The following is a 13280-nucleotide window of genomic DNA, read 5'->3' as shown; positions in this document are numbered from 1 at the left end:
TTTCTTCGTTTTTCGCCCATTTTCTTTTGACTTATAGAAGTATATGGTAGTGACCGGAACCTTTATATGAAAATAAAGGGGTTATTTGGAATTTGGGTGTGACACCAACCAGACATCCATGGATATTTTCCATGAAATGGGTGTGAATCGTATAATCGCACCTTGGATCTCCACGTTACACATGGCGGTGGACCCTCCCACGTCTCTCGGCGTCTATGCGCGCAAATTCCTTCGTTCGACCTGACCATGGTGGATGCCGGAAATGCTCCTCAAGTGGGTCTATGCCCTAATGGAAAAAATATCGACCGGCTTCTCCGTGCTTCTATTGTTCAAAAAAGTGGACGTATTGAATTCTTCTTAAACAGATTCCTGTAAGCCTGAAATGCCGGGGATATCCCGGATCATACGTGTTTCACTGAAGGCACACTTCCGTGTCCCTAAGACATAAAAGATTTTCACGAGCTTGCGACTCAGAGCGACGAATGACTGCTTCCCTGTAAGGGGATTGGTGGCCCGGTACCGATAGTGTTCATGGAGCTTCCGGAAGGCCTCATTATGAAGTGCGAGAGGACGGGCGACCTGAAACAGTAAGCTTCGCAGTCGCTTTCTTCCGCGTTTCGTAATCGTTGTCTGGCCTTTGAACGTGCCGGACTGGTTCAACTTTAAGTTGAGTCCCGCTAATTTAATGATTTGGCGTGGATCTCTATAGTTGGCCAAGTTTCCGACTTCTGCGAAGAAACCGGCTACCGTCAAAGCACTGACCCCTTTGATAGCTGTCATCTGATCGGCACCAGGAATGTGAAGAACGAGTTCTTCGAGTTGTGCTTCAAGAGCGACGAGACGTTCTTCGATTCACTTGTACTGATCGATCAGATAACGGAACTCCTCACGGGCCATGCGCAAGCCGACGGTGAGACCGACACTCGTTTCAGCCACCTGCTTCAACGCCTGGATACGCTTGATCCCAGTCGCCCGTCTGGCAGCTGTCTTCACTTCTGCCAATAACGCTTCCTCGGAAGCCTGACGGATGTCTTCCGGAAGGAAGCCTTTCTCCAACAGATGGAGTGCGGCTTTCCCGGTCCAATCCTTGAACACCTGGAGAAACTCCGGAAAGTAACGGTCCAGGGCATTCTGCATCTGCGCTTTGATGGAAGAGAGGTCTTCCTGCATGATGTCGTAAACTTTCATGCCTTCACGCAGTTCCGCGTACACATCCTTAGGCAGCGTCGGTTCGTGGAACCGTCCGTCCCGGACGATTTGAGCGATGACTTTCGCATCTTTCGTATCGTTCTTCGTCGGGGAATCGTCGTCCATTTCTTTGAACCGTTTCACCTTCATCGGATTGACAACCACGGTATAAATGCCACGGGTTTTCAGGTGGTAAGCCAGGTTCAGCCAGTAATGGCCGGTAGGCTCCATGCCGATGACGATATCCGGTCGGTCATGGTCCTCGGAAAGATCTCTTGCCCAGGACAAAAGTTCCGAAAAACCGGGCATCGTGTTGGCGAAGACCAGCCGTTTGGCAAGGTCCCGGCCACGATCATCGACGACCCGCGCGACGTGTTTGTGTTTAGCTACATCGACGCCAATAATAAGGGTGCGATCATTCATTTGCGCTAAGCGCTGATTTTGTGTAAAATCCATAGTGAAGTCCTCCTTCGGTACTTAATTCGAGGTCATGCATGACACTCTCTATCGTACCAAGGGGGCTTCTTTTATGCATCTGGCTTCTACTCCGATTTATCCTCGCATTTTTCCCTTACAGGAATGCTCCTTTGCTCCCATTGTGGTTGGATAAAAAGAAGGAGACAAGTGTGTTTGTGCTTTTCTCTCTTCTAGTAGTCGGGATGGGATTATTTTTGTCAGAGTGGAATGCTGATATTCTTCATTACTATGCAGTTTATATATTCAGCTCATCATTATTCATCGTGGTTTCTAGCAAAAGGTTATTGCAGTCGACCATGATCATCCTAGTTTCTTCCCATATCTTTCAAGTGTTTTTGGATTACTCTGAGAGATAGGATTCATGCTTAGGTCTCTCCAGAACTATTAAGGATTCTTTTGAATTTTTTTATGTATGAATAATTCACTTTCAAAAATTACTTCCTATCAGAAACATAAGAGTTATTACTATCAAGAATCCTAAACCTACAAGTATACTTAAAATACTATATAGTCTTGAGAAAGTTTCTTCAGTAAAAAAGAAACTGAGTATTGCAGTAATCATTCCAACGATGCTGAGCAATGCACTCACATAAAAAGTGAACGGTGGTAGAGAAGGAAAAATAAAGTAAAGCACCATTACTAATAAAGCGATTCCAGCTAAAAGTATTGAAATGTTGTACGTTTTCTGTAACCTGGTTTGCTTGATTTTGTTTAGTTTGTGTATATATGTGTATATTATAATGTATTAGTTATGATCTTTTTAATTATGGAGTGATTTTAAATGGAAAGACCTAGTCTTACTTATGGATTAATTATCATACTGATTCTCTTGATTATGGGACTTTTTAGAATAGAAAGTGATTATCAAACTATCTATCTAATAGCTATTTTGACTACCGGGGGAGTATTTGCGTTCTTAAAAGGATCGATTGCTTTTATCATACTTATTTCTGAAGTAATCATTACTGGATTTTTGTTAACTTATGAAGCTTATCAGGCTAAGTTAACATCTATTGCTCAGCTCCCTCTTGTCTTTAACCATTTAATCTTTGCAGCTATTGTTACTGTTTTATGGATAATCTTTTTCTTATTGAAGAGAGATTCCCTTCGATTATCACAAATGAGGGAGAAAATATCTAAACTTGAGAGGTTGGAAGAGCAAACAAATGTTTTTACAAAGAATGAGTTTATGGAAAAAGCAAAAGTTATTTGGACTGGTTTAAAGAGAAGAAATGAGCGTGGTAGGGTTATGTTTATTTCCATCAATTCTTCCTTTCAGCATACAGAAAAAGCACTCATTAAAACGATTGGTAATACTCTTATGACAACAGTTCGAGGAAATTTCGATTTAGTAGGTAGGTATGATACGAATACATTTATTGTCTTGTTGCAAAACACGGATGAAAAGGGAAAAGAAATTGTGCTAACTAGGTTCAAGAAGCTAATTGAAGATTACGTAGATTCTTCTGATCAAATATTCACTGTATTTGACGAAGAACTAACTGATGAATTTTTTGAGAATGAATTATACAGTGGTGAAGCCCAATGACTTATGTATTAGTTGCTATTATGATCTTTTTTTGGATAATGCTTATCTTTTACTCCATTTTGACTATAGCTGGAGCAATTGATCGAAGTAGACAAAAGGGAGTGGAAATTGAAGGTTATCCACCTGTTGATGTTTTAATACCAGCACATAATGAAGGAGTAGTTATAAGAAGTACTTTGGAAGCTATGGCGTCTCTTGAATACCCTGGACATTTGAATGTATATGTACTTAATGATAATTCAGAAGACGAAACGGGAGTCATAGCTGAAGAGTTTGACCATGTATATAAGAGTATCCACCATATTAATGTACCCCCAGGCAAGCCCAAAGGGAAATCAAGAGTGTTAAATTATGGTCTATCTATATCAGACAGTCCTTATTTCATTATTTTCGATGCAGATAACCAACCAGAACCAGAAGCAGTGAAATTACTGGTTAGTAAAGCTGAAACAACCGAGGACGCTGCGGGAGCAGTCGGTTATGTTAAAACCCTGAATATGAATAAGAACTGGTTGACTAGAATGATTGGGCTTGAATTTCAGGTGCACCAACTTATGATGCAAAGTGGTAGATGGTTCCTTTTCCGAACAGGATCGCTAACAGGTACGAATATGTTGTTGAGACGGGAAGTCATTACAGAGCTAGGTGGATATGACCCTTATGCTTTAGCTGAAGATGCCGAACTCACCATGCGTATTTCATCGGCAGGTTTAGTTTTACCAATTGTTGCTGAAGCGCGTACCTGGGAACAAGAACCTGAAACGCTGAAAACCTTAGTGAAACAAAGAACTAGATGGTTCCAAGGGAATATTTATTTGCTTGAAAAGGCATTGTTCAGTAAGAGTTCTTGGCAAAGAAAAACTGTCGTGCATACTCTTCACCATCTATCGGTTTATTTATTTTTCGTTATACTATTGAGTATATCGCATGTATGGTTTGTGATAGGAATCTTCGGACTCAGCTCAGATTTTACTGAGAGCCCGTTAATTATGTTCTGGTATATGAGTTATGTTGTCTACACTATCCAGCACGCTAGTGCTATGGTGTTTGATAGAACAGTGAGTGTCTATAATAGTTTTATATCAGTCATAATGTATTTCACTTATTCTCAAGTATTTTTAATACTATTAGTTCGCAGTTTGTTTTATTACATTAAAAACAGAAGAGGAAAGAATCAAGTGGAATGGGATAAGACTATCAGGTTTTAAAGGGGTCGTATATGCGGAAGATTATAGGTATTTTCATTAGTTTAGCTTTTGTAGGGGGAGCTTTTTTCATGCTTAATCAGGAAGAGCCATCGACAAAAAAGTTCATAGAGAATAATTTCATTAATCAAGATGAGAAAATCAAAACGTATATAAAAGAGAAAGAATTTTTAACGGAGAGCATTGGACTTTATATGCAATTTTTATTACAGACAAATCAGGAAAAAGCTTTCCAGCAGCAAACTAGAATTGTCCAGGAAATCTCCCAAGGCGGCTTTGTTCCATGGAGGAGCCAAGATGCTCATTCCAATGCCTCTGTTGATGATCTCCGAATTATGAAATCGTTATACGAGGGAGCAAATAAGTGGGATGGCAAGTATGAAGCTACTGCTAATGAAATTAAATCTTTTCTCAAAGAGCATCAAATGAAAGATAATTTGATTGTCGATTTCTACGATATGAAGTCTGAGAAAGCTTCTGAAGAAGTTCATTTATCCTATATAGATGCTGAAGCGCTCGACTATTTTGACCCTCCAATAAAAGAAGCACATGAAAAGTTATTAAGCAAAGTGAAAGACGAAGTGTATTTCCCTGAAGTCTACCAAGTCAATTCAGAAAAATTTAAGTATCAGTCAGAAGTGAATATGATAGATCAAAGCTTGATAGCTTTGAATAGTAGTCTTCTTGGTTTTCAACCAGAAAGTTTTTTTGCATTCGTTGAAGAAGAAATGAGGGAGACAGGACGGATATATGGAAGGTATGATAGAAGTACAAGGGAACCCACTGTAACCTACGAGTCTCCTTCTGTTTATGCGTTTTTAACAATAAGCTATATTGAAAATGAAAATCTAAATGATGCACGGACTTTTTATGAAAGAATGAAAGAGCTCCAAACTGATGATGGAGGCTACAAGAGTAGTGATGACAATGCTCAATTTTTCGATAATATCCTTCCGGCAATTGCTGAAGAAAGATTTCTGAATTATAGCTAAGGTGTTATATGATTTATTTTTCCATTTAGTATTCAGAAACATGTAATATTTTCATATAATACGAAATAAGTAAATAGGTGTTATGACTCCTTGCTTTCTTGGTAGAAAGCAACTCCGTTTATGTTCCTAAAATGTTCCTAAAACGCCTCAAATGTTCCTATTTTTGCTCGGAAATTGAGTCTACGCAAGTAAATCACCAATAATGAATATATATTCATTATACGAACATACATTCGAAAATACTTGCTTTCACGCAAAATGTTCCTAAAACACCCCGAATGTTCCTAAAATGTTCCTGTTTTTTCACCCATTTAGGAACATCGAAATCCCATCACACCAAGGGATCCGAGAGACATGTTCCTATGTTCCTATTTCTACAAAGAACTAGATATAAAAAACTTCTCGCGAAAATCAGGAACGTAGGAACATGTTTTGAATTCGAGGTATTATTAGAGGCAACCTAGATGTTTTATTAGGTTTCTACCGAGATTAGAGGTTTGCATAAAATTTTCATCTGGAGAAGAAAGGATGACGTACAATAGTTTGTGTAAAAGCTCTTGAAGACAAAAAAAGAGATAGGGTATCCTCATAGTTAACGACTAAATCAACTAATAAAGGAGATGCCCTAACTCATGTCTACAAGCATAGGACAAAACATCCTCGAAATCAATGGGACGATATGGTCCGTTCCTTCGTTCTGTAGAAGCTGGAAACGATCATAAAGGAAGCCCTGAACTTCACGCTATATTTGAGACTCGTTATGAATCCCAAACTGAAAGGGGGAAGAGGGATGAATCTTTCCCCCGAGGATCACCCTACTGTTTTACACAAACCTATTGACGATACCCTTTTATAAGCAACCACAAAACCTAAGCGTATTTTCCCTTGTATAATTTAACTTCAGCAATCTTATATAAGCACTTAGATTTTCCTAAACTAAACCTAATTCAGATTACTAAAGCATCTTGAACAATATATGATTTGTTCAGAACCCCAGGCTTTCAAAAGAGCATACCCATTTGTCTTTTTCGGTGTAACAATAATTGCCATTTTCTCATCTTTTTCAACTTCTCTTCCGCAATTTTTGCAAGTAAACTTATCGCCAATAATAAGTATCCATCCTCTCGATAAAATTCTTATTTAGTAACTTATTAGCTTTCCCTATTAATTACGTTTGAATTAAGAAATCAATTTCACAATCCAAATTATCTCAAATTCAATTCTTCAACTGGCCTGCCCTACTAAAAACTCAGTTCCAAGATAAATGCTGAATGAAATGAACCTAGATAGTAAATAATTAACAATTACTAGATGGTTATATATTTCATATTATCAATTCTAATTCCGATGATCATTAAATATTCAGCACTCTAATTATCATAATCACGGTTCATAACTTTGAAGTTTTGATACCGATACTTAACAATATTACACCTTCAACACGCTCCAATCCTTAGTTGTAAAGTTGAAGTTTATTTATTAACTTTCTGTGTTTTCACGCTGAAAGTGTTTATCTCAAAACTTGTCACGCTGGCCCGTTTGTTGCAGACTCCTAGTTCAAGGTTTAAGTTGCATATTCTGAACGCGTCTAAGGTCTTTGTTTAATTGTGTTTTCAAATCAAGCAATTAAACTATCGATATAATTAATGATTTCTGCTTTTTTGTTCGACCAAGGCATTCCAATAGTAAATTTATGACTGGTGCCATCCTTAAGATGTATAACTACACCATTAGGAGATATACCTAGTATTCTTCCTTTATTAACTGTTTTGATTTCGTTTATAGCAATCACTAGTTTCCTTTTTTGGATATTCAAAAAGTGGGGATAAAAGTACAGTTTTTCATTTGTAATCTTCAAACGCCCACCAACATATTCCAAACCTCTTTTTAAATTAGCACCTAAATCAATTGAATTTTCTCCCTCTTCAATTGGTGGCATTACGTAGACCTCCTTTAAATTGGATATCGTCTTCTTTTCCTATACATTTCAAATTTTATATAAATAAATTTCTACAAGTCTTTATAATTTGATAATAAAGTAAGTACAAGCAAGACTTCATACTTTAGTGAAATAAGCCTAAACTGAATATAACACTTAAAAGCATGATGGAACTTAGACTGATTCAAACAAACTTATTGAAGATATCATTCATTCTATTCGATTAAATATTCCGGTTGATTCGACGTAAGCTAACAGTGTTTAAATTGGACGAGAAACATACCATAGTTCTGCTGAGTCCTCCCCTTTTATTAAAAAAACTCGTCGGTTGTCGCAATTCTTCTCATACATGTTTGTTCAGTTCACCCTATCCCCCTGAATACACTAACATAAAAAGGATGCCTTCATGCTGTTCTTCTCCAGCATAAGGGCATCCATAAATGAGCTAAATTTCAAATTCTCGCATTTTTTTATTAATCCTCTTCGAAATAATTCTTATAAAAACCGCCCATTCTTCCTGAGTCGTCGATAATGAAGTAAAATTCCTCACTCTCGTTTTTTACGTCATAGATTTTCCCCGGAGTGAGCACATTATCCACTACAAATTTCTCTGCATTGTTGTGTACGCATTTGATACGTTTAACTGTCTCATTGTTTTCCCACGTTTTATGGATCATCCGAATCTCTCCTCTTTTTCTTATATGGTACGTGATCCGTACTATTTCTGTCTATTATGTAGAAGAAAAAGCTCTGCTTTTTCTTCAGGGAATGAATACCCGTTATCTGAATAAATAAAGATAATCTCCGTATCCCTTTTCCTGCATTTCGTTTTTAGGAATGAACGTAAGTGCCGCGGAGTTGATGCAGTACCTTAGACCGCCCTGGTCCTTAGGACCGTCCTCGAATACGTGACCGAGATGGGAGTCCGCCTGAGAACTGCGCACTTCCGTGCGGATCATGCCGTGCGTCTGATCGACTTCTTCTTCGACCTGCTGTTTTTCCATAGGTTTAGTGAAACTCGGCCATCCGCATCCGGCATCGTATTTATCCGTGGAAGAAAATAGTGGTTCCTTCGAAACGATATCCACATATATTCCGTCTTCTTCGTGATCATGATACTCATTCTGGAACGGTCGTTCCGTAGCGTTTTCCTGGGTCACTTTGTACTGGATATCCGTCAGGCTGTTTTTCAGATCTTCTTTATTCTTCTCAAGTTTCCAATGATCTTTGATAAATTTCGCCCTCCCTGAACCTTTTTTGTACATTTTATAGTGGAATCTGTTTTTCTTGTAGTAGTCCTGGTGTTCCTTTTCCGCTTCATAGAACTCACTGGCCGGCAGCACAGGAGTTACGATAGGATTGCGGAATTTTCCGGAAGCTTCGAGCTCTCTCTTACTTTCTTCAGCGAGCTGCTTCTGTTCTTCATCGTGATAGTAGATGGCTGTCGTATAGGAAAAACCGCGATCGGCGAATTGACCTTTATCGTCAGTAGGATCGATCTGTGTCCAGAAAATATCAAGCAGTCGGCGATACGGGAAAACCTCAGGGTCATAAACGATTTCTACGGCTTCCCTATGTCCTGTGTCCGTCGCCACTACCTGCATGTAGGTCGGGTTTTCCACGTCCCCTCCCGTGTAGCCTGAGGTGATGGAATGGATACCGGGCCTTTCGTCAAAAGGCTCTACCATACACCAGAAGCACCCGCCTGCGAATGTTGCTGTCTTCAGTTGCTGTGCCAAATGAACCCCTCCATACTAATTCGTTCCAATTACATTGTTTCTGAATTAACGAAAAATATCAATTTTCGTGCTTACTGCAAAAGACGGCCGGCTACTTCAGGGAAGTTCCCAGTTCACGGGGGAACGGCCTTTTTCCTCGAGGAACGCATTGGCCCGGCTGAACGGTCTGCTTCCGAAGAAACCTTTGTGCGCGGCGAAGGGACTCGGATGAGAACTTTCGATGACGAAATGCTTATCCCTGTCGACTCCGTCCGCTTTCTGACGGGCGGCTCTCCCCCACAGGAAAAACACGACCGGTGTCTCTCGTTCATTCAACACCTCAATCACTTTATCCGTGAACTGCTCCCACCCTTTCCCCTGGTGGGAATGAGCTTCCCCGCGGCGGACGGTGAGAACGTTGTTCATCAGTAACACACCCTCTTCCGCCCACGGCAGAAGAGAGCCTCCGGAAGGTGCCGGTACCCCCACGTCTTCCTCGAGCTCCTTGAATATGTTCCGGAGGGACGGCGGAATGGTGACACCGGGCCTCACCGAGAAACTGTAGCCGTGCGCCTGCCCCGGGCCGTGGTAGGGGTCCTGACCGAGGATGACCACTTTTGTATCTTCATACCCGGTAGTCTGAAGTGCATTGAAAATGTCATGCATCGGAGGATATATTTCCTTCGTTCCGTATTCTTCTTTCAGGAAAGACCGCAACTGCCGGTAGTACGTCTTGTCCTGTTCCGGCTGCAGGAGCGGGTTCCAGTCGTTGTTCAGATCGATCACTTTTACTTCCCCCTGTCCACTTATTAAAAATCAGGCAGATCCTTCTGTTCAGTTGACCGAATACAGGGAGACCAGCCGGTAATGACAGATTGTCCTGCCGTCTTTCAGCGTCAGCTGCTCGATGTTGGCCGTTCCGATCTGGTCTGATTTCAGATGACGTCTCACTTCCAGATGTTCATGCATCGGGAACAGCTGGTATCCGTCGAACGTCACTTCAAACAGATTATCATCCGGATCCAGTCTTTTTTCTTTTCCTTCGGTAATAAGTACCCATCCCATTGAAAAGGGAGTAGCCATATGAATTCCTCCTCAGCTGTATTTGATCGTGACACTTGACCCGCTGCCTGAAGCACTCACCTGCATCTGTACGGGTATTTCCTCTTTGAGCTGCGGGACGTGTGAAATGATTCCTAACAGACGATTCCCGTCCTGCAGTGATTTTAGACATTCGATCGCCTGCTGCAGGGAAATATCATCGAGAGTCCCGAAACCTTCGTCGATGAACAGCGTATTTAACTGGATACCTCCGGCATGGGACTGGACGACGTCCGCCATACCGAGAGCAAGACTTAAAGCGGCCTTGAACCCTTCACCTCCGGACAGTGTACGCACCGATCTTTCAAGCCCTGTGTACTGATCCATCACTTCGAGGTCCAGCCCGCTTTGAGCTCCCCGTTTCGCGATTTCTTCACTCCGCTTCAACTGATAGCGGTAGTCGGTCATCACTTGGAGCCGCTGATTCGCCTGAAGAAGGATTTCATCCAGATAGGATGCGAGTACGTATCTCTCAAGAGAAAGCCGGAGCGGGTTATCACCGTTCGTCATACGGGCGAGATCTCCGACTTCATAAAACAGCTCCTCCTTACCCCCCTGCTCTTTCAGGACGGCCTGCAGTTCCCGCAGCGATTTCTCATTATGAGTTTTCTCATATTCCTTCTGAGTGAGTCTTTCCTGAATATTGTTCATTTCTTCCGTAATTTCCTGTCTTCTGAGTGTCAGAGAATCGGTCGGGATATACAAGGCATCTTCACCGATTTTTTCCTCGAGTTCTTTCAGACGGCTTTCGATGATATTTTTACTGTTTTCATAGTCCTGAATCTCTTTCTTAACAGCTTCCACTTCACCGGATGTTATTTTACTCTCTTCGTAGTCTTCCACACTTGAAAAAGAAGTCTCTTCAAACATCTGTTTGAATTGTTCCCGAGTGTCCCGCACTGTTTTTTCCGCTTTCTCATACGTCTCTTTCTGCTGTTTCATCGTCCCCTCAAGACCGCTCAATTTTTCGGCGAGACGGGACAGCTCTTCATCGATCCGCTGCTTATCTTGCGTCATTTTCTCGTACCGGGCCCTGATATCTTCATACATACGCTCCAGCATATCAGAAGTCAGTTCCTCGACGCTGCCGAACTGCGACAGGGAACGATAGAATTCCTTCAGTTCTGCTTCCTTCTCGTAAATCTCTCTTTCTGTGGCATCATACTGCTCTTTCAGATTCTCGTATTGCTCCCTCTTCTCTTCCAGCGATTTTTGGACTTCTCTGTACGTCCGTTCCGTTTCCTCTCTTTCTTTTGTTTTCGCCTTTAGACTCTCTGTTTCTTTCTTCAGGGTGTGAAGCGTGCGCGTCACCTCTTTGATCTCTTCGTCCAGCTTTGCGGCGACTTCTTCCGCCGGGGTTTTTTCCACTTCATATCCGTTCGCTTCCAGTTCCTGTTTCTTCGCTTCTTCCTCCGCTTTCACCCGGTACACGTTCTTCTGCAGCTGATCTTCCTGTTCTTTCAACTGCTTCACCGCTTTCTCCGCCGCTTCTATCATCTCTTCATCCACCGCTTCTTCCGGACGGGCAGGCGACGGATGGTGGTCGGAGCCGCATACCGGACAAGGCTCGCCGGGGACGAGTTCAAGCATCAAAAGATAAGCCTGGTGTTCTTTCTGGGAGGAAGTCAAAGTCGTCCATTCTTTTTCTTTATGGATCCTTTCCTCTCTTTTCTCCCGGAGAAAGGCTTCCTGCTTTTCCCGTTCTTTCTGCTTCTCCGCCCATTTCGCCGCGGAGCTATATAAACGGTTCAATGTTTTTTTCTCACCCTCCTGCCGGTCGACCTTTCCATTACACTCAAAGTACTTCTGATCTATTCCCTGAAATTGTACAAGTCTGTCGGAGAGGTCTTTCTCTTTCTGTCTGCAGCGTCTCCCGCTTTCCTTTTGCTGGTGAAGTTCTTTTTTCAGCTCTTCTTTCCTCTGCTTTTTCACAGCTGCATATTTCTCTTTCTCCCTTATTTCAGGAAACCGTTCCCTGTCTTCTTCAAGGCGGTCCATTTTCCGTTTCAGCTGCAGGCGCTCTTCTTCTTTCTCATCACATTTTTTCTGTTCTTTTTGTTTTCTATCCTTTTGTTGTTCGACTTCGGCAAACGCCTTCTTCGTCGCATCTCTTTGCTGTTCCAATTCCGTAAGGGAGTTTTCGGCCTCTCTCACCTGTTTGTCGTAAACTTCGAGTTTGGCTGCTTCCTCCCCTTTGGCGACTCTGCTCTTTTTCTTTTCGATCTCCTGTTTCCGAGCCTCGATTTCAGTCCGACTCTTCGCGTAATCCTCGCGCTCCTTCACCAGTTCATTATGCTGTTCGATTTTCTTTAGCTTTTCTTCAATTTCGTTTTTCGCTTTCTCCTGTGCATTTTTCTGTTCGCCGATCCGCGTAATCAGCTCATATTTTCCGTCGATATCCTGCTGTATACGGCTGACGGCATCGGCCGGATGTTCGGGCAGCTCTTCTTCATCTAAATAAAGGCGGGCCAGGATGTCCTTCGCCCTATCCCTCGACTTCGTGATTTCCCCCTCGAGGCCCGCTCTCTTCTGTTTGAGCCTTTCCGTGACGTCCATATACAGGCTCGTGTCGAAAATTTTACGCAGCACCTCTTCCCGTTCCCGGCTGTTTTCGGAGATGAGCTTACGGAACTCTCCCTGAGGTATCATCATCATCTTGCGGAACTGCTCGTAATTTAACCCGAGCATATCCTCGACAAGCTGATCGACCTCCCTCACTTTCGAAGCCAGAAGCTGACGCCCCCCTTCCGGATCGAAATACAGTTCGGCTCTGGCCGGCTCTTCCTTCGTCCCTTCCCCTCTCTGTTTCGCCACTATCTGTTTCGGGGCTCTTTCAAGCGCATAAGTCTTATTATTGATGCGGAATGTAAAAGAGACAAAGGTCTTCTCTTCGGGCCTGGACAGCTGACTCCGCAGGGTTTCCTGATCGCGGTCGCTGCCGCTCGCCTTGCCGTACAGAGCGAAACAGATGGCATCGAACACCGTCGTCTTTCCTGCACCTGTCGGACCTGTGATAAGAAATATAGGGTACTGTTTCAGTTTCTCAAAAGAAATGGTCTGCCTGTGTTTATAGGGACCGAAGGCCTGTATAGTCAACTCCGTGATTTCCAT

General features: G+C 42.3%; 9 protein-coding genes and 1 pseudogene. 3 read left to right on the top strand and 7 right to left on the bottom strand.

The features are described from left to right. Positions 1-357: 357 nt before the first annotated feature. A pseudogene (locus AAV35_RS14700) lies at positions 358-1644 on the bottom strand (IS110 family RNA-guided transposase). Between the two features lie 802 nt (positions 1645-2446). Between AAV35_RS14700 and AAV35_RS06460 the strand changes: the two are divergent. From AAV35_RS06460 to AAV35_RS06450, 3 genes are read left to right on the top strand one after another with little or no spacing between them, the layout of a single operon-like run. Continuing rightward, positions 2447-3214, top strand: a complete 768-nt coding sequence (locus tag AAV35_RS06460; RefSeq protein WP_008587613.1) for a GGDEF domain-containing protein — start codon at positions 2447-2449, stop codon at positions 3212-3214. Next, positions 3211-4422 carry a glycosyltransferase family 2 protein gene (locus AAV35_RS06455; RefSeq protein WP_008587611.1) on the top strand — a complete coding sequence of 404 codons (1212 nt, stop codon included), beginning with the start codon at positions 3211-3213 and terminating at the stop codon, positions 4420-4422. The genes AAV35_RS06460 and AAV35_RS06455 overlap by 4 nt, the downstream gene beginning before the upstream one ends. Before the next feature lie 11 nt (positions 4423-4433). Then, the gene (locus tag AAV35_RS06450; RefSeq protein WP_008587609.1) at positions 4434-5411 is read left to right on the top strand and encodes a hypothetical protein; all 978 of its coding nucleotides are present in this window, start codon (positions 4434-4436) and stop codon (positions 5409-5411) included. A 1618-nt stretch (positions 5412-7029) separates the two neighbouring features. On the opposite strand, the gene AAV35_RS06445 is transcribed toward AAV35_RS06450, so the two are convergent. The 6 genes from AAV35_RS06445 to AAV35_RS06420 all read right to left on the bottom strand — a co-directional run bounded on the left by AAV35_RS06445 (position 7030) and on the right by AAV35_RS06420 (position 13280). After that, positions 7030-7350 carry a GRAM domain-containing protein gene (locus tag AAV35_RS06445; RefSeq protein WP_008587607.1) on the bottom strand — a complete coding sequence of 107 codons (321 nt, stop codon included), beginning with the start codon at positions 7348-7350 and terminating at the stop codon, positions 7030-7032. A gap of 473 nt (positions 7351-7823) precedes the next feature. Next, positions 7824-8027 carry a DUF6501 family protein gene (locus tag AAV35_RS06440; protein ID WP_008587605.1) on the bottom strand — a complete coding sequence of 68 codons (204 nt, stop codon included), beginning with the start codon at positions 8025-8027 and terminating at the stop codon, positions 7824-7826. A 102-nt stretch (positions 8028-8129) separates the two neighbouring features. Then, complete coding sequence (gene msrB, locus AAV35_RS06435) at positions 8130-9089, bottom strand: peptide-methionine (R)-S-oxide reductase MsrB (RefSeq protein ID WP_040609063.1); 960 nt, start codon at positions 9087-9089, stop codon at positions 8130-8132. 96 nt (positions 9090-9185) lie between these two features. Beyond that, complete coding sequence (locus AAV35_RS06430) at positions 9186-9854, bottom strand: uracil-DNA glycosylase (protein ID WP_008587601.1); 669 nt, start codon at positions 9852-9854, stop codon at positions 9186-9188. Between the two features lie 48 nt (positions 9855-9902). Further along, positions 9903-10151, bottom strand: a complete 249-nt coding sequence (locus tag AAV35_RS06425; protein WP_008587599.1) for a DUF2584 domain-containing protein — start codon at positions 10149-10151, stop codon at positions 9903-9905. Positions 10152-10163: 12 nt separating this feature from the next. Beyond that, on the bottom strand, positions 10164-13280 hold the full coding sequence (locus AAV35_RS06420; RefSeq protein WP_008587596.1) for an AAA family ATPase: 3117 nt from the start codon (positions 13278-13280) through the stop codon (positions 10164-10166).

Source organism: Salimicrobium jeotgali (assembly GCF_001685435.2).
GTDB classification, from domain to species: domain Bacteria; phylum Bacillota; class Bacilli; order Bacillales; family Halobacillaceae; genus Salimicrobium; species Salimicrobium album.
The sequence above is the reverse complement of the archived record's forward strand: the minus strand, read 5'-3'. Positions and strand labels throughout refer to the sequence as shown.